The sequence below is a fragment of the Parapedobacter sp. 2B3 genome (assembly GCF_041925275.1).
In the GTDB taxonomy this organism is placed as follows: Bacteria; Bacteroidota; Bacteroidia; order Sphingobacteriales; family Sphingobacteriaceae; genus Parapedobacter; species Parapedobacter pyrenivorans_A.
The window spans coordinates 206,511-223,242 of sequence record NZ_JBHEUZ010000002.1 but is presented as its reverse complement, the minus strand read 5'-3'; the positions used below and the strand labels follow the sequence as shown (position 1 = coordinate 223,242).

Here is a 16,732-nt window from a genome sequence, read left to right as displayed (position 1 = left end):
TTCCGTTACAGTCCGCTGTAACATCAATTTTGGAATCGAGGAATCGTCACATTCCTCGATTCTTTTTTAAACAAGTTATCCGTTTGATTTACTTCATACGCAATGTTGTTAATGGTAAAACATTAGTTGGGTGGGTTACCCCGTGGGGGTCCGATTAATAGCATACAGGATCCCCCCTAAAATATGCTCCAGGAAATGCTTATCGGCGTAGCACTCTTCGCCATGTCCCAATGCCGTATAGAACATCCGCCCGCCCTCAAAGGGTTTATACCAGGAGATGGGGTGGTGGTCGGGGTGGTGGCCGCCGTGGTAGGTGCTTTCATCCACGGTAAGCAGGAGGTTGAAGTCTTGATCTACCCATCGGAAGTTGTACCATTCTTCAAAATGCGTCCATTTCCGGGGTAACTTACAGGTGGAGATATGGGTGGTATCGTGCACGATAAGCGTCGCCGGCTGCGGTTCGGGGTGTCCGGCGAAGTATGCGCCCACGAACCGACCAAACCAATCCCATGCATACTCGGTGGTGGATGCGCCATGGATGCCCACAAAACCGCCGCCGCCGCGGATGTAATTGCGGAATGCATCCTGTTGCGCGTCATTGAATACATCGCCGCTTGAATTCAGAAAGATAACCGCTGCATATTCCCGGAGCTTCTCCGGTCGGAACCACTCGGAATCTTCCGTAGCATCCACCAGGATACCGTTCTGTTCGCACAGCTTGCTGATGGCCACGATACTTACCTCCGTAGACTCGTGGCGGTAATCGAGCGTTTTGGTAAAAATCAATACTTTCTCGGCGGGGTCATTGCCGGCCCCGGCTACCGGCACTGTCCACATTAGTCCGAATAGGCATATAGCCATCATCAATCGTTTACTGTTCATCTTTTCCTCCATTATTAGGTGTACAATTCATTTTTTTGCCTATCGCCCCATCAGGGCTCGGTTGTTGCTTTCAGGTGCGATAAAATGGATGCTGCCTGCGCATCGGTCAACACCCCTTTGAAGCTGGGCATGCCGTTTTTTTGCCTACTGCCGCTCATCAGGATCGCTTCGAACTCGTCCGCCACCCGCACCTTCAGCGGCAGCAGCGACGGTGCGCGGCCACCATCGTGGCACCCTGCGCAATAGGTATAAAACAACTCCCGGCCTTGCTCCACCACCTCGCGGGGGAAGGCAGACCGGTGTACGGCCGGCACCAATTCCTCGCGGCGGTCTAGCACGGGTCTATGGGGTACGGGGCCACCATCCAGCTTAAAAGCCACAATCCGTCCTTTATTGCCATATAGGTAGTCGGCATTGGTTTGCTGGTCACCATTTACGCCGGCCATCACCGCGACGTATTGCACGCCATCAATCATATAGGTCATCGGCGCAGCCACCATACTGGTGCCCACATCGACGCTATGCAATTCATCGCCTGTGGAAGCATCGAACACCCGCAGGTATCCATCAATACCGCCCTGGAAGACCAGACCGCCCTGCGTGGTCATCACGCCGCCATAGCGACGGTCAAAGCGCCAGGTGTCCATCCGGTATTTGAGTGGCACTTCCCACACCACCCGGCCCTGTACGGGGTCCCATGCTTTTAGGAACGACCGCGGGGAAGCATCCGGTTCGCCGCGGGTGATTTCCTCGATAGAGGGCCATTCGTCGGGAAACGACGCACTATCGCGGACGGCCCGGAACGAAACGCCCGTATTCCACCCTTTGTCCCTCACTTTGAACGGTGCATTGACCAGGCTGTATACCTGCCCCGCCTCGTTGGTTGGGATGTAGACCAGTCCGGTTTCGGGGTTGAACGCCATGGGCTGCCAGTTGTGGCCGCCCTGGCTGCTGGGAAAAACGAGCTTAGGACCACGGCTATAGTCACCTTTGCCTGTTTCTATCGGCTTTCCCGTTGCGAGGTCCACATGGCTTGCCCAATTGACATACACATACGGCTCAGCCGAGAGCAGCTCGCCCGTTTCGCGGTCCAACACATAGAAAAACCCATTCTTCGGTGCCTGCATAATTACTTTTCGGGTCTTGCCATTAATCGGCAGCTCGGCCAGGATCATCTTTTGTGCGGTGGTATAGTCCCAGTTGTCGGCAGGCGTAGTTTGGTAGTGCCAAACCAGGCGGCCGTTGTCGGGATTTATCGCGAGGATACAATTTAAAAAAAGATTATCACCCCCGGCTGGGCTACGCAAGTCCCTGCTCCAGGGCGCCCCGTTGCTGGTGCCTACATAGAGGAGATTCAGGTCGGGATCATAGGCCATTCCGTCCCATGCTGTTCCGCCAAGCCCGTTTTCCCACACGCTGTTGGGGTCCCAGGTCTTAGCTGCCATTTCGAGTTCGGGGTGCTCGAAACCCTTTTCCGGATCGCCAGGCACGGTATAGAACCTCCATGCCATTTTGCCGTTTTTATAATCGTAAGCGGTGATATAGCCACGAGCGTTAAATTCCGCGCCGCTATTGCCAATAATAACCAGATCTTTGGCAATATAGGGTGCACCGGTACTGGAGTATCCTTTCGTACGGTCGACAATGGCATCGACTTTCCAGACTTGCGCTCCTGTTGCGGCATCCAATGCATACAGATAACCATCTATTGACCCTACGTATACAAATCCTTTCCACACGGCGACGCCGCGATTGGGACCGCCACAGCAATGGTTGTCAAATATTTCTGCAGATACTTCGGGCTTAAATGACCAGCGCAGCGCCCCCGATGAAGCATCGAGTGCGTATACGTTCCCTTTGTTTCCGGAAGTAAACATCATTCCGTCTACAACGACCGGTGTTGCTTGAAAAGCGGTTTCAAAATCGATATCAAAGTGCCAAGCAAATCCCATACGACCAACATTTTCCTTGTCGATATCGTCTAGCGGCGAATAATAGGATTGTTTATAATCTCTTCCGCCTGTAAACCAAGATCCGGGTTCGCTATCTGCATTCATTAGGCGTCTTTCGGTCACATGGCCTATTTTGGCACCTCTTTCGGTGCTATGGGGCGATAGGCATCCGCCAACAGCCAATAATATCGGTACTATAAAAATACGGTTTACGAGTCTGCTCATAGGTTATTAACTTACTGTTGACCAACCATGTCTAAAAATTTCTCAACGGCTTTCTCGGCAAATACCGGGTCGTTGATATTTGCTTCTACTTCAATGACGTCAATGTTATTATTCAGGTTTCTTTTCAATGATTCAACGAAGGAGCGATCGGCATGCGGATCCCAGAACGCATGGGGTTCATCTTCTTGCCCCATGGCGTCGAGCAGGGAGTACCCTTTCTTCGGGATGATAAATGCCGTTTTCCCTTTCGAGGCATTGGCTTTTTGGGCGAAGATTTCGCCTAGTTTGTGATTCTCTTCGGGAGTCGTTCGCATCAACGTCACATTTGGGTTCCATTGGTAAAATAGGCGGTCTTTATACCGAGGCTTAATCGTATCCGGGCTTCCGAAATTGCACATATCAATACATCCGGGAGCGATAAGATGCGGGATACCCGCATTCCCTGGGCCTTCGAGCCTGCTGGTTCCTGCGCCAAACACGCCTCCGCACAGGGTATCAGCCCATTCTGTCGTGGTGAGATCGAGCACAGCATCGATAAACCCGTCATTGACAAGCTTTTCCATCATTCTCCCTCCTGTTCCCGTAGCGTGGAATACGAGGACATCAAATCCCTTCGCTTCCAGCATGGCACGACAGCGATCAATGCACAACGTGGTGTTGCCAAACATGGTGGCTGCGGCCACTGGTTTCATCTTTTTAATCTGGCGTGCAGTCTGGAGCATTCCTGTCATTGCAGCCACTGCATTCGTGAGAAAGATGCTGCTAAGTGGATTAATCCCCGCTATATCTGTCAACGAAGGGATCAGGATAATGTCGCTGATACCCAAATAGGGTTCCACATTGCCTGACGCAACGGTAGAAATGCAGATCTTGGGTATTCCGACGGGTAATTCGCGCATGCCCGCTGTTACTATATGAGTTCCGGCTGTACCACCCATACCCATTATTCCGTCGAATTTTTCTTTTTCATATAGGTCTTTGATGACAACCTTTGCCCCTTCAGATACGGCTGCGATTGCCTTACCACGGTCGTCCGCTCTCCGGAGGGCTAAAAGATCGGTTCCTCCCGCCGCTGCGAGTTCCTCCGTCTCGATGTCAACTTTAAACAAGTCGGTGGACCCCATAATACCGGTGTTTATTGTCGTTACTTGATAATCACCGGTATCTTTCAATAGGTCGATCACGAATTTATATTCTATCGCTTTGGTATCGAATGTACCGATGACCACCAATTTTTTAGACATTTGCTCCCTCCTTTCGTCCTAAGCGTAGGTTATTAAATTTTTTCACTTGTTCCGTGATAGCTGTTTCCGTAGGAAGACGTTCCATCGAGCTGGCTCCATAAAACCCGTCGACCCCCATCACATGGTCTAAAATATACTGTGCATCCGGTGGTTGCGCAATGGGCCCCCCATGACACAAGACGATAACATCGTTGTTTATTTTCTTGCACGCGTTAACAATCTCTTGGATTTCCACGACGCATTCATCGAGGCTCTTTGAAGTGATGGCACCGATTTTCCCAGTGGTGGTAAGCCCCATATGTGCCACAATGATATCTGCACCTGCTTCCACCATCTGCCCGGCTTCGTCTACATTGAATACGTAGGGGGTGGTTAGTAAATCCAACTCGCGGGCAGCCCGCACGCAATCGACCTCTTTCTGATACGACATACCCGTTTCTTCTAAGTTAGCCCTGAAGTTGCCATCGATCAGACCTACCGTAGGGAAATTTTGAATCCCCGATATTCCAATATGTTTCAGATCTTTCAAGAAAGAGTTGCGCAGCATAAAGGGATCGGTTCCGCATACGCCTGCAAGAACGGGTGTATGTTCTATGGCCGGCAATATCTCATAAGCCATCTCTTTAACAATCTCATTCGCGTTTCCGTACGGCAATAGGCCCGCCAATGACCCTTTCCCGGCCATCCGATAACGGCCAGAATTATAAATAACGATGAGATCGATGCCGCCGGCCTCTTCACATTGTGCCGAGATACCGGTACCCGCACCACCGCCTATAATAGGTTGCCCTTTAGCGATTTTTTGTTTTAGTTTTGCGATAATTTCCAACCTAGATAGTGTGTTCATTTAATCTGATTTACTAGTTTACAATTTCCAAGGGCTAGGCAAACTCTATTCCGTTTCGCTATAATTCAAAAAACACACTAACAACACACTCATTTTCAGACTAATAAAATTAAGTCAATGCGTGATTTTTGTTTGATTTTACTTTTTAAATCCAAGTAATTTTGTTACCTTCGTAAACAGTATTGTTACCCTAGGTAACAGACAGTCTAACGATTATTAAATGCCATCCCTAAAACATCTTCTCCGAGAGAGCGCTAAGTCGTCAACACCCATCATCTCTGTTGTGGCCGGCAACGGCCAAATTGCGAAGCTCTCCATTGCTTCCGGGGCCGACCTTATCATCGCACTAAATGCCGGATTGTACCGGCACATGGGCTACGGGTCCCTCACGTCTTTTCTTCCCTTTACAAATGCCAACGACCAAACCGAACAATTATTGAGGCAGCACATTTTACCTCACACGCAGTCTATTCCAGTAGTCGCGGGTGTGTTTGCATCTGATCCCACACGGCCTTTAAAAACTAGGCTCGACATGCTAAAGCAACTTGGCATCGAAGGGATAACCAACTGGCCGGCAATTGGATTTACCGATGGGAGTTTCAGGTCGCACCTTGAGGCCGAAGGGATGGGTATTGCAAGTGAGGTAGAAATGCTCCAACAAGCAAAGAAAATGGGGCTCGTTACTTTTGGCTTCGCTTTGTCAGCGGAAGATGCCCATGCCTTTGCAAAAAGCGGCGTTGATGCGCTGATATTGAATGTGGGGCTTACTTTTGAGCTTGAAGACACGATCGAAAAGCGTAATCAGCTGCAATTGTCTATTACCAAAGGGAAAGACATGTTGTCCCATGCGTACAAGTCGGGAAACAAGCCCTTTTCACTGGTATATGGAGGAGCCATTACGGAGCCGGAAGATTTTGCTGAGTTCCTTGAGCAGGTTCCTATCAATGGTTATGCCGGCGGCTCCGCATTCGAGCGTTTTCCGATAACCGAAGCAATAGACACAAGGGTAGGTAATTTCAAAGACGTTGTTCTGTATAACAGAGGGAAAAGCCGTCTTTCTAAATTCGGGCCCTTGATCGGTTCCTCGCAAGCAATGAAAGACCTGTTCAAACTCATCCAAAAAATAGCACCTTACGATGTGAATGTTTGTATCGATGGCGAGTCTGGCACCGGAAAAGAATTGGTGGCCACTCAAATTCATGCGCTCAGTCCAAGGAAAAAAAACCCATTTATTACGGTCAATTGCGGAGCGATTCCTGATACACTCGTAGAAAGCGAGTTCTTCGGTTATGAAAAAGGTGCCTTTACGGGTGCGATATTTCAAAAGCCGGGCAAATTTGAACTTGCCGACAAAGGCACACTTTTCCTGGATGAGATTGCTGATTTGAGCTTGCATGCGCAAGCGGCTTTGCTTCGGGTGATCCAGCAAGGTGAAGTTGTTAGATTAGGAGGGCAAAAGCCGATTTCCGTCGATGTAAGAATTTTGTGTGCTTCCAATCAAAACCTGGAAAAACTCGTATATGAAAATAAATTTAGAGTAGATCTGTACTTTCGATTAAGTGCGGTTGTGATAAAAATACCTCCTTTGAGGAATCGGAAAAACGATATTCCGCTATTGGTCGCGAATCAACTCAACAAACTTTCCCTGAAGTTCGATAAAAAACTCCTGGGGACGACAACGGACTTCATGAATCGGCTTAAAGGGTACTCATGGCCTGGAAACGTACGGGAATTGGAACAGGTTATTACGAGACATGCAATCATAGAAGAAAAACCTATTTTGGAAGGGAATCCTGCACTTTTGGCGGATATCAAGCCTCCTCACCATACAACCCCATTTGATAGAAGCCAAGTTGCTAGGGATGCGCTGGCTGACGCTGGGCAAAACAAGACCAAAGCTGCTTCAGCGTTAGGAATTAGTCGCAAAACGCTCTATCAATGGCTCAACTCAGACAGTCTTTAAAGGTGGGCCATTTCCCGGCAAGCCTGCGCGCACTTCCGGCAGGCTTCAGCGCATTCACGGCAATGTTCCATGCCCATTTGGGCATGCTTTTCACATTCACTTGCGCAAGCATCGCATAGCTCGGCACAGATGCCGCAAAGCTGTGCACTGTGATTGCTGCCCAGGCTCATCAACTCCGCTGCGGCCCGGCAGATGGCCGCACATTCCATATCCAGTTGGATGCACTTGGTGAGATGATCCACGTCTTCCTCGTTCAAACATGAATATCGGGGCTGTAGAACAGGAGATTTAGCGGGTTTAAAAACAGTTTACGCTAGGTGTTTATTGACTATTGAATCATGCGCTCGAAAAGCTGCCTCAAGGGTATCGTTGTGAAATAAATGCTCGTTTTGCCCTCGTGCGATGAATAATAGGAAAACCACAGCTTGTTTTTATGGATGGCCATCCCCGGATAGCTGTTGTCGCCTTTGGAGGGCAGGTGCACGGCTTCTTCTAAGCCGGTGGCGGTATCTCCGGTCAGGATAGCCGTGTAGGCCTCCGGCTCATGTAATCTCCCGCCCACAACCAGCCGTTGCTTTCTATCGAACAGAAAATTGGGGCCACCCAACGGATGGGCCAACTTTTCGTAGGCCCACGACGTGAATGGCGCCCGGCTGGTGGCCATGACCGCCTTCCGGTCGCCCGCCTCCCTACGGATCAGCACGTGCATGGTGCCGTCTTTATGGAACCGTATGGTCGCTTCGTTCGGTGAGCCGTCCAAATCGAGTGTTGACACCCTTTTGAACTGTTTGCCATCGGTGGTCGAAACCAGCCATAACGCCGATGCAGCGTTGCTTTCGCCGGCGCCCACTCCGTAGTCGATGCCATAGCCTACACCGTGATGCCAGGTAACGCGCCAAATCCAGCTGCCCGAAGCCTTGGAGCCGTCCTCAAAAACAACATCTTCCGGAGGAGAAAAATGCATACCTGTTTTATCGGAGAACGATACCCGGGGCGCAAAGCCCTTCAGTTGCGAGCCTTCGTAAATCGACCCGCCCATCATCACCATGAGCTGACCCGACGGCGTAACGGAGAGTTTTGGGTCCCTCAAATCTACCCCCTCCTTTGCCAAAACAGCCACGCTCTCCCAATTCTTGCCGTCAGCCGAACGGATGATCCGTACTTTGCCATCCGTGCCCGCCCCGCGAGGCACGTGCGACGCCCCCTCGCGGAAAGAACAGTAGAATTTCCCCTTAAAGCGGATCAAATCGGTAAATGCATTGTGCTGGCCGTCGTCCCAGATTTTCGTCACCACAACATCGGGGGGTTGTTGGCATAAACCCGGTTTCGCGGAAACCAATAACAGTAAAATGGCGATTCCTTTCATCGAAAATAATTTTGTTCTTTACGCCCCCATGGAACCTGCATCTCACCGCCATTTGTGTCAGGCGCTGGCATGGCAGGTTTCATCCTATTCTTTTGGCTTTTCGGTAAAGATAACGGAAAATGACAGAAAATCTTCATGTGTGTACACAATCCCGCGTGCTTATGATTATTTTAGTCATGTCGGGTCCATAGGTTTGCTTTGTACATCCCAGCACCCATATACCGATGCTCCTCTTTACATCAGTAGATATCGATCAGTTCAAAGCTGGTGACCGGACGGCCTTTGATAGCGTATACCGCTATTATTCCCGTCCACTGCAGCATTTTGCCTTCTCGTATGTAAAAGACCGTGGTCTGGCCGAAGAGGTATTGAGTGTGCGGGCGGGCCGTGTGTTGCCGATCCGGGACTTGATCGAAAGAGACAAAAACCATCCGTCAGTTTTTCGACAAAGCAAATGGCATGCGCGTAGCGTGGGACCAAAGCTGTCTACAAAAAGGAAACTGCAAATTGCCTTGCCCGATAACGCTACAGGATTGGCATGCCAAGTAATGGATAAAGCAGTCATTGTAACTACCGGAGACCTGGAAATTAATTTCAATGCCCAACTGGGAAAAATCGAAGGAAGATAGGTTTATACTGTCATTGGACACTGAAAATGCGGGGGTAGCCACGCATCCACGCCCAGGAAGGTACCCGGAACATGAAGTAAAACCGAAAGCAACGTCTTTTGCCTTTCTATTTCAAGCAGATTAACGATAATTAATGTACATTTGGGATAGGAATTATGGTAACCAACCACTTGTACCAATCAATTATGCAAAAGCCAATTTCAAGAAATGCACCAGGGCAATTAGCCCTCGCCTTCTTCGGGATATGTTTATCCAGTTCACCCCAGATACAATACCGCTCCAACCTGGTGGACGGGACCGTGATGGGTTACCAAGCAGGTATCGGCACCGGCGACCTCCGTGTGCTCCGCCATATCCTAAGGTGAAATGACGCATACAACGAATATGAGGCACCTCCCTATCTTTGCAATTGTTTTACTGGTAATCGGCTCCGGGTGCAGAACAGGCACCCGACAAGATCGGATACGGCCAATGGAAGGCATTTTGTCGCCTGAGGATGAACTGGCAGGGTTTGCCCTGCCGGATGGTTTTGTCATCGAGCTCGTTGCAAGCGAACGGGATGGGGTAGTGAAACCCGTGCAACTTGCCTTTGACGATAAAGGACGGTTGTGGACCCAAACGGCCAGGATGTATCCACTCGATCCGATAGCCGATATCCAGTGGAACGATCTGCTTGCGCTGATGGACAACCCCGAAAAGCAGGCCACGTACCCCAACTTCAAACGGATCAAAGATCTGTATCAGGGCAAGGAAAAAGGGGACGATGAGGTATTGGTACTCTCCAACCTTTACGGTGATGGCCCCGTGAAGACCACGGTATGGGCGGATGGCCTGGCTATACCGATGAGTATCCTCCCATTCCGCGATGGAGCTTATGTAGCCCAAGGCTCGGAGCTTTTCTTTTTAAGGGATTCAGATGGCGACGGGTCGGCAGATGAACGGACCCCGCTTTTCACCGGATTCGGGTTTACCGACTCCCATACCATGACGCACATGCTGGTAAGGGCCCCGGGGAATTGGATTCATTTCAGTCACGGGGCGTTGAATAAAGGCGAAGTACAATCGCTTGTGAGCGGTGCTAAGCTGAACATCAACTACAGTAAAATAGGCCGCTTTTCAGTGGATGGGCAAAAAATGGAACTGGTAAACGCCGGCTTGAACAATATATGGGGGCTCCAGCTACGGCACAACGGGCAGTGGTATGCGACCGAAGCGAACGACCTGGGCTATTCGGTGGTGCCCATGGAGGGTGGAACGGCCTTCCCCGGTATCGGCAATGAACGCTTGCGGTCCTACCAGCCGTTTCTGCCCGAACTGCACGATTTCCGCGTGGGGGGGACCGGAATTTCCAGCCTGGCTTTTGCAGACGATATTTCAGGGTCGTTCCCCGAAGAATGGCGGGATGTGGCTTTCCTGGCAAACCCCATCACCAGCACCATCAACGCGGTAAGGATACGGAGAAACCCGGATGGTACGGTTTCGGCCGAGCATCTCCCGGATTTACTCACATCAAACGACAAATATTTCAGGCCTGTGAACATGGAATTTGGTCCCGATGGTTGTTTATATGTGGCAGATTGGTACAATAAAATCATTTCGCACAATGAAATTCCAACCACCGATCCAAACCGGGACAAAGCACACGGGCGCATATGGCGTATCAGGCACACCAGCCAACAGCCACGGAAAATCCCCGACTTCTATGCCATGCCCACATCCGAGCTAGTGGGACAGTTGGAATCCCCGAGCCTATGGGCGAAACGGGCAGCCTGGCACCAAATAAGCGAGCGCCCCCGGGAAGAAACCAAACCGATTGCAGCAGACCTTGTCCGTTTGGCGGCAAACAAAGCTCAGCATGAAACCAGCCGTATACTTGCCCTCTGGTCATTGGAAGGAATGGACTATCGGGATGAGGACCTATTGATATCGCTTTTGCACGATCCCGAAGATGACTTACGCCGGGAAGCCGTGCGCTCACTGGCAACATTCGGATTTGCCGGGAAGGTCGGTGTAGATAGGCTTGCGGATTTGATGGAAGATCCGAATCCCATGGTCCGCTCGCAGGTACTCCGCACACTGGCAGACGTTGGAAAAGCTGACCGTAACACCATCGCCATTTTGTTGCGCGCCTGCAAACCGGCGATGGAAGGCAATGAAATGGGCGGATCGTACGAGCGTGGATTCGAACGTTGCCTTGCATTAAAGGCGCTTGAGCAATATCCGGATGAACTGAATGCGTATCTCGCCGAACCCGCAGCAAATGCACATCCTGCAATCCATTTGCTATGGGCCATCCAAGCCTTACCCAAAAAACAGAAGGAAACTTGGTTTTTCCCGCTTTGGGAACGGGCCGGGATAAACGACCTCGATGAGCCGACCTTTACCTGGGTGTCAAAAATGTTGGATAACCCAACCGTATACGCCTTGGTGAAGCCCCTTGTGGGGGCACCCGCACAAGCCGCAAAATACCTCGATATCGCCTTGCGGAACCAGCAGCAAATCCAGTCGGCTGAGCTATCTTCCCTGTTGGTGGTTCCGGCCCTCGGGTTGCTACGCAGTGACTCGGAAGCCGACAGACGCCTGGCATTGGATGCCATAGGCCGCCTCGACATCCGTGTTCCGAACAGCGCGATTGCCCCATTTATTGATGATGGCCTTTCAACAAGCACGTTGGCCCTGGTAATCAAAGCGCTGGGGAATGATCTAGAGCGCAATAGCCCTTTTTTTCTCCGTATTGCGGAAAACGACCGATTTGACTTCGATTCCAGAATTTCATCGCTGCATAGCCTTACCAAGGCAGACCCGGCCGCGGCAACGGAAATCCTGCAAAATTGGCTGCCTGCCATGAATAATGGTGAACAGCAAGCACTCACTAACCTGCTGTCGGGGTCTGAAGAAGGCTGTACTATGCTCCTTACGATGTATGACGAAAAACTGCTGGACGATGCGTCCTTCAATAATTCTTCCGCAGACCGGGTGTACCATAGCAACACCGGGAATCCCGTAGCCCTAGCCATCGTAAACGGTGTGAAGAAGCGCGACGAAGCAGCAAAGGAAGCCTTCAACAGCAAGCTCGGCCGGTACGTGGCCATCGCCGAGAAAGAAACAGGGAATGCCAACCAAGGGAAGGTCATCTTCCAGACGTGCCTGATGTGCCACAGGGTAGGCCAGGAAGGGCTCGATATCGCCCCTGCGCTCGATGGATCGGCTACCCGCGATAACGTGGCTATCTTGACAGCTATCTTGGATCCCGATGCCGCTATAGAAGGTGGGTATCAAGTATACCGCGTTATAAAAAGGGATAATAGCAGCGTGGAAGGTTATTTATATTCGAAAGACGACCAAGGGATTACGATCGCCGCAATGGGTGGCAATAAGATATTCATACAAAACAGGGATATCAAAAACGAGGGATTCCTAAGCGGGCGCTCCTTTATGCCAACCGGCTTGATTGATAACCTGACAGATGCACAGGTCGCGGATTTGCTGGCGTATATACGGACGTTAACATAAGGAAATAAAATAGTAGAAACCCGTCATCAAAACGGAATAATAAATAATAATAGATGGAAAACTACAACTTGAGGTATCCAATCGGTGAATTTAAGAAGCCACAAGTTATAACAAAGAAAGTAATTGCCAACTATGGGCCGAACTCGGTGACGGTAAATCGCTACCCATTACGTCTTCCTTAGCAATCTTGGAGGGACTTCATGCCAGGTGGTACCACCTCTTGAAAAACCTAGACGATGAGTCGCTAAAAAGAAATATATCCATCCCGAACACGGGCATGCGTTTACCCTGGAGGAGGCTATGGGCATGTATGCTTGGCGCAACCATCATTTAGCGCATATAACGTATGTAAAACAGTGGGAATAGCGCGATGGGCGACTGGTATCCTTATCACCATTTATAGGTCAGTGCATTGATATTCATTCCCGCACCAACAGAAGCCATAAGGATGATATCACCTTTCGCCAGTTTGAATGATTCCAACTGCCCTCCCAAAACTTGATGAAGCAATGTCGGGATGGTCGCCACCGAACTATTTCCCATCCATCCGATGTTCATGGGCATGATATCGTCTGGAAACCGATCCATACCGTATAGACCGTAGAACCGAGCAATGATTGCCTCGTCCATTTTCTCATTGGCCTGATGAAGGAATACCATTTTCAAATCTGAAATCAATTCGCCGCTTTGATCGAGACATGCTTTCATCGCTTGGGGAACATGGTTCAGTACATATTCGTATACTTTGCGTCCCTTCATCTTGATAAACTTTGGCTCGGTCCCCGGCGTGTCATTCCGGCTACCGGATAGGATAAAACCGGCCTCTGCTCCGGTGTCTGACCTCACCGACGTGCTTAAGACACCTCCGTCGTCCCCTTGATGCTTCTGCAGAATACAGGCACCGGCACCATCCGAAAAAATCATGCTGTCTCGATCTGAAGAATCCAATACACGTGAAAGGGTTTCTGCCCCGATCACCAGCACCGTCCCTGCAGCTCCAGCCCGTATGGCAAGGTCGGCCTGGATAACCGCTTGCAGCCACCCCGGGCAACCGAAAATAATATCATACGGTACACAACTCGGGCTTTTGATGCCTAGCTTATGTTTAACACGGGAAGCAAGGGATGGAACGGCGTCCCGGGGAGCGCCCGGATAATCCATATCGCCGTAGTTGTGTGCAACAATCAGCTGATCGATCGATTCCGGATCAACGGCCGCATTCGCTATAGCTTCCCTTGCTGCCATAAACGCCATGTCTGAGGCAGTCACACCCGGTGGTGCATAGCGCCGTTCCGCTATTCCGGTGATGGCTTTGAATTTCTGGATGACCATTCCCGTCGGGTTGCGAACCGGCGAATGGTCCTGTTCGAAAAATGCGGCCGTTGAGAAATAGTCGTTCGGAATTTTTTCCGTGGGGATGTAGGCGCCCGTGCCCATTATCTTCGATCGGTTCATGGAATCGTTTTTCGTTTATGCCACTCTATTCATTCCACGGTTAGTCCCTTACCGCTTAGTTCGCAACGAATCTCTTCTTTTTTTCTGTTTTCAGCTAAATGACAGTCCCAACGGAAGGCCACAGAAAAAAGCAGCCGCGCTGTTTACCGCGGATCAACTACGGCAGAGCCGGTAGCTATGCCAACGATGGGGTGCAAAATAGACATTCCGAATTAAAAACACTATATTACCAGAAATTAACTCAAAAATCATGTCTAAAGACAAAGGATCAAAGAAGGACAACAGCAAAAAGACCGCCGTAAAAAACCTGAAGGAGAAAAGGGCAGACAAAAAGCTGAAGCAGGTTGAGAAAAGGCGAAAAGATTAGTCCGCTCCCCGATGGCTCAAACAGGAGATTTAAAGATAGCGGTACTTATCGACGCTGACAACGTGTCGAGTTCGGCCATCGAAAACATTTTAGACGAAGTGAAACGGTATGGCATCCCTTCGATCAAGCGGATTTATGCGGACTGGACGAAGTCGCACGTAACCGGTTGGAAAGAACCGCTTCTTACGCACGCTATCACGCCAATACAACAGTATAGCTACACGAGCGGTAAGAATTCGTCGGACTCGGCGCTTATCATCGATGCTATGGATATCCTACACAGCCAACAGGTGGATGGGTTTACCATTGTATCGAGCGATAGCGACTTTACCCGACTGGCTGTCCGGCTAAGGGAATCTGGCAAAATGGTGATTGGTGTGGGCGAGAAAAAGACACCCAAACCGTTCATTGCTGCCTGCGATAAATTCATTTACATTGAAATTCTCGACAAAGAAACGGCTGTTTTGCCCCAAGCCAGCGAAAAGCCACCCGCCGGAACGGCAAGTGCGACAGCAGGTGCAGACCATAAACCGGATGCGCGGAATGCAAAAACGTATGAATCCGTCAGCCGTGAGATGGTCGACTTGTTGCGGACAGCTGTCAACGACGTGGCAGATGAAGGGGGATGGGCAGCACTCGCTGCAATCGGCGGGCTAATCAACAAACGGAAGCCCGATTTCGACCCCAGGATTTATGGTTTTCCAAAACTTACGCCGTTATTCAAATCGCTCGATAAATATTTTGAAGTAGAAGAAAAATCAACCGAAAAAACCAAAATCAAACACGTCTATATCAAAATCAGGGAACCGCGGAAATCCGTCCGCAAAAAGGCCCCTAAACAATGATGGCCATTCAGGAAAAAGAAACTATTCATCCCGCAAACTATCCACCGGGTTGGCTTTGGCAGCTTTAATGGCTTGATAGCTGATTGTAACGCCGGTAATGGCAAACCCCAACATACCCGCAAGCATAAACATCCACCACTCCAATTCGATAGGGTATACAAAATGATCGAGCCATTTACGCATGGCGTACCAAGCGATCGGTACGGCAATAAGAAAAGCCACACCCACCCATTTCATAGAATCGGTACAGTTGCTGGGCAGAAACCATATGGGTATAGTTGACCGTAGCCATAAAAAGAATAGCAATACCTATGGCCACAAGGATCAGCAGCAGGGAATGCTGGGTAGCCTTCCCATAATCCATATCAAAATGGAAGGATGTCAACGGAAGTAATTTGTAAGTATAGTAATTCAGCACATCCTTGTCCCAATGTTTAGCGACCAAGTCGTGGATACCCTGCTCCACCTGGTCTTTGTCATCCGCACGGTGCAAGGTTAGGATGATATTGTTGGAAGAATGGGTATACCCCCAGTTGCTGAAGAAACCATCTCCGCTAGGTAGCTGGCGTAACGTAGCGAAGGAGGCAAGCGAAAAATATAGTTCCGACCGGAAATCGGAATTTCTGCGGCTGTCGTCGATTACACCGACCACCTCCACCGGGAAATGGCCCTCCACGTAAATGGTTTGGCCCACCGCCTCCTTCTTACCAAAAATAGCCTTGGCCATCGCTTGGGTTAGCGCCACCGTATTGGGCTCGTTTAGCTGACGGGGATCTCCTTGTAGCCAAGGGAAATCCATCAATTCAAAATATGCCGAAGAAACGAATGCGGCTTTGCCGTCCGTTTTTAGTAACTGGTCGGCTACTTTGAGGGTAAAATCCTGTTTCTCTATGTAAATGACAGCTTTTTCTACCTGCGGCAATTCCTGTCGTATAGCTTCAAACATGGCATAGGAGCCCCCTTTATTATGCGTTGTTTTGTCAAGATGGAGGTCCTCAACAACCAAGAAGGTTCGGTCGGCGTCGGGATGAAATCGATCAAAGCTTAGTTGGTAGCTATTGAAGATATAGATAAATAGGCAACAGGCAATGGACAAGCCCAACCCGAAGATATTCAAAAAGGAATGGAAGCGGTATTTTCGCATTTGGCGTGCCGCCGTCCTAAAAAACATATTCATCATCAGCGTTCCTCCCGTCTATTCATCCCTTAACGACTCCACCGGATTGGCCACTGCCGCTGCCATACCGATGGATAATCCGTTGGTGTTGATGAACGAGTAAGCCTTGGTTTTAGCGAAGTTCCTGAATAAGGTATGAAGATAATTCCTAGCCATGTACTATTTTTACATTATGCGGACGGCATATTACCGCTCTACACAAACCGTCACTTTTCGAGCCAAAACCACAACACATTGTTTTACAAAATGTTGCACCTTAACCAATGG

15 protein-coding genes are annotated in these 16,732 nt (G+C 49.9%); 5 read left to right on the top strand and 10 right to left on the bottom strand.

Annotation, left to right across the window (positions count from 1 at the left end):
- Positions 1–135: 135 nt before the first annotated feature.
- Genes ACEVG1_RS03325 through ACEVG1_RS03310 form a run of 4 tightly spaced genes read right to left on the bottom strand, consistent with a single transcriptional unit; the run spans position 136 to position 5,150 of the window.
- Complete coding sequence (locus ACEVG1_RS03325; protein ID WP_374742138.1) at positions 136–882, bottom strand: ThuA domain-containing protein; 747 nt, start codon at positions 880–882, stop codon at positions 136–138.
- A 50-nt stretch (positions 883–932) separates the two neighbouring features.
- Positions 933–3,059 (bottom strand): PQQ-dependent dehydrogenase, methanol/ethanol family, encoded by a 2,127-nt coding sequence (locus ACEVG1_RS03320; RefSeq protein WP_374742137.1) that lies wholly within the window; start codon positions 3,057–3,059, stop codon positions 933–935.
- A gap of 11 nt (positions 3,060–3,070) precedes the next feature.
- On the bottom strand, positions 3,071–4,303 hold the full coding sequence (locus ACEVG1_RS03315; RefSeq protein WP_374742136.1) for a Tm-1-like ATP-binding domain-containing protein: 1,233 nt from the start codon (positions 4,301–4,303) through the stop codon (positions 3,071–3,073).
- Complete coding sequence (locus ACEVG1_RS03310) at positions 4,296–5,150, bottom strand: phosphoenolpyruvate hydrolase family protein (RefSeq protein WP_374742135.1); 855 nt, start codon at positions 5,148–5,150, stop codon at positions 4,296–4,298. The genes ACEVG1_RS03315 and ACEVG1_RS03310 overlap by 8 nt, the downstream gene beginning before the upstream one ends.
- A 220-nt stretch (positions 5,151–5,370) precedes the next feature.
- On the opposite strand from ACEVG1_RS03310, the gene ACEVG1_RS03305 reads away from it, so the two are divergent.
- Positions 5,371–7,113: a phosphoenolpyruvate hydrolase family protein gene (locus ACEVG1_RS03305; protein ID WP_374742134.1), complete on the top strand. Its 1,743-nt coding sequence runs from the start codon at positions 5,371–5,373 to the stop codon at positions 7,111–7,113.
- Here the strand turns inward: ACEVG1_RS03305 and ACEVG1_RS03300 are convergent.
- Positions 7,110–7,355, bottom strand: a complete 246-nt coding sequence (locus tag ACEVG1_RS03300) for a four-helix bundle copper-binding protein (protein WP_374742133.1) — start codon at positions 7,353–7,355, stop codon at positions 7,110–7,112. The two genes, ACEVG1_RS03305 and ACEVG1_RS03300, sit on opposite strands and share 4 nt — an antisense overlap.
- 86 nt (positions 7,356–7,441) lie before the next feature.
- Positions 7,442–8,479: a sialidase family protein gene (locus tag ACEVG1_RS03295; protein ID WP_374742132.1), complete on the bottom strand. Its 1,038-nt coding sequence runs from the start codon at positions 8,477–8,479 to the stop codon at positions 7,442–7,444.
- Positions 8,480–8,703: 224 nt separating this feature from the next.
- On the opposite strand from ACEVG1_RS03295, the gene ACEVG1_RS03290 reads away from it, so the two are divergent.
- The 3 genes from ACEVG1_RS03290 (at position 8,704) to ACEVG1_RS03280 (ending at position 12,621) form a co-directional block, all read left to right on the top strand.
- Positions 8,704–9,108, top strand: a complete 405-nt coding sequence (locus ACEVG1_RS03290; protein ID WP_374742131.1) for a hypothetical protein — start codon at positions 8,704–8,706, stop codon at positions 9,106–9,108.
- Positions 9,109–9,293: 185 nt separating this feature from the next.
- On the top strand, positions 9,294–9,473 hold the full coding sequence (locus ACEVG1_RS03285; RefSeq protein ID WP_374742130.1) for a hypothetical protein: 180 nt from the start codon (positions 9,294–9,296) through the stop codon (positions 9,471–9,473).
- A 106-nt stretch (positions 9,474–9,579) separates the two neighbouring features.
- Positions 9,580–12,621: a HEAT repeat domain-containing protein gene (locus ACEVG1_RS03280; protein WP_374742129.1), complete on the top strand. Its 3,042-nt coding sequence runs from the start codon at positions 9,580–9,582 to the stop codon at positions 12,619–12,621.
- A gap of 390 nt (positions 12,622–13,011) precedes the next feature.
- On the opposite strand, the gene ACEVG1_RS03275 is transcribed toward ACEVG1_RS03280, so the two are convergent.
- On the bottom strand, positions 13,012–14,076 hold the full coding sequence (locus ACEVG1_RS03275; RefSeq protein ID WP_374742128.1) for a 3-oxoacyl-ACP synthase III family protein: 1,065 nt from the start codon (positions 14,074–14,076) through the stop codon (positions 13,012–13,014).
- A 378-nt stretch (positions 14,077–14,454) separates the two neighbouring features.
- On the opposite strand from ACEVG1_RS03275, the gene ACEVG1_RS03270 reads away from it, so the two are divergent.
- Positions 14,455–15,288: an NYN domain-containing protein gene (locus ACEVG1_RS03270; RefSeq protein WP_374742127.1), complete on the top strand. Its 834-nt coding sequence runs from the start codon at positions 14,455–14,457 to the stop codon at positions 15,286–15,288.
- A 21-nt stretch (positions 15,289–15,309) separates the two neighbouring features.
- Here ACEVG1_RS03270 and ACEVG1_RS03265 read toward each other — a convergent pair whose 3' ends face one another.
- From ACEVG1_RS03265 to ACEVG1_RS03255, 3 genes are read right to left on the bottom strand one after another with little or no spacing between them, the layout of a single operon-like run.
- On the bottom strand, positions 15,310–15,471 hold the full coding sequence (locus tag ACEVG1_RS03265) for an ABC transporter permease (protein ID WP_374742126.1): 162 nt from the start codon (positions 15,469–15,471) through the stop codon (positions 15,310–15,312).
- Positions 15,464–16,468, bottom strand: a complete 1,005-nt coding sequence (locus ACEVG1_RS03260; protein WP_374742125.1) for an ABC transporter permease — start codon at positions 16,466–16,468, stop codon at positions 15,464–15,466. Before ACEVG1_RS03260 ends, ACEVG1_RS03265 begins: the two co-directional genes overlap by 8 nt.
- Positions 16,469–16,483: 15 nt before the next feature.
- Positions 16,484–16,621 carry a hypothetical protein gene (locus ACEVG1_RS03255; protein WP_374742124.1) on the bottom strand — a complete coding sequence of 46 codons (138 nt, stop codon included), beginning with the start codon at positions 16,619–16,621 and terminating at the stop codon, positions 16,484–16,486.
- Between the last annotated feature and the right edge of the window lie 111 nt (positions 16,622–16,732).

Coding starts and splice junctions, on each gene's coding strand:
- ACEVG1_RS03325 (WP_374742138.1), bottom strand. CDS start 882: ATGAACAGTAAACGATTGATGATGGCTATATGCCTATTCGGACTAATG.
- ACEVG1_RS03320 (WP_374742137.1), bottom strand. CDS start 3,059: ATGAGCAGACTCGTAAACCGTATTTTTATAGTACCGATATTATTGGCT.
- ACEVG1_RS03315 (WP_374742136.1), bottom strand. CDS start 4,303: ATGTCTAAAAAATTGGTGGTCATCGGTACATTCGATACCAAAGCGATA.
- ACEVG1_RS03310 (WP_374742135.1), bottom strand. CDS start 5,150: ATGAACACACTATCTAGGTTGGAAATTATCGCAAAACTAAAACAAAAA.
- ACEVG1_RS03305 (WP_374742134.1), top strand. CDS start 5,371: ATGCCATCCCTAAAACATCTTCTCCGAGAGAGCGCTAAGTCGTCAACA.
- ACEVG1_RS03295 (WP_374742132.1), bottom strand. CDS start 8,479: ATGAAAGGAATCGCCATTTTACTGTTATTGGTTTCCGCGAAACCGGGT.
- ACEVG1_RS03290 (WP_374742131.1), top strand. CDS start 8,704: ATGCTCCTCTTTACATCAGTAGATATCGATCAGTTCAAAGCTGGTGAC.
- ACEVG1_RS03285 (WP_374742130.1), top strand. CDS start 9,294: ATGCAAAAGCCAATTTCAAGAAATGCACCAGGGCAATTAGCCCTCGCC.
- ACEVG1_RS03280 (WP_374742129.1), top strand. CDS start 9,580: ATGGAAGGCATTTTGTCGCCTGAGGATGAACTGGCAGGGTTTGCCCTG.
- ACEVG1_RS03275 (WP_374742128.1), bottom strand. CDS start 14,076: ATGAACCGATCGAAGATAATGGGCACGGGCGCCTACATCCCCACGGAA.
- ACEVG1_RS03270 (WP_374742127.1), top strand. CDS start 14,455: ATGGCTCAAACAGGAGATTTAAAGATAGCGGTACTTATCGACGCTGAC.
- ACEVG1_RS03265 (WP_374742126.1), bottom strand. CDS start 15,471: ATGCGTAAATGGCTCGATCATTTTGTATACCCTATCGAATTGGAGTGG.
- ACEVG1_RS03260 (WP_374742125.1), bottom strand. CDS start 16,468: ATGATGAATATGTTTTTTAGGACGGCGGCACGCCAAATGCGAAAATAC.
- ACEVG1_RS03255 (WP_374742124.1), bottom strand. CDS start 16,621: ATGGCTAGGAATTATCTTCATACCTTATTCAGGAACTTCGCTAAAACC.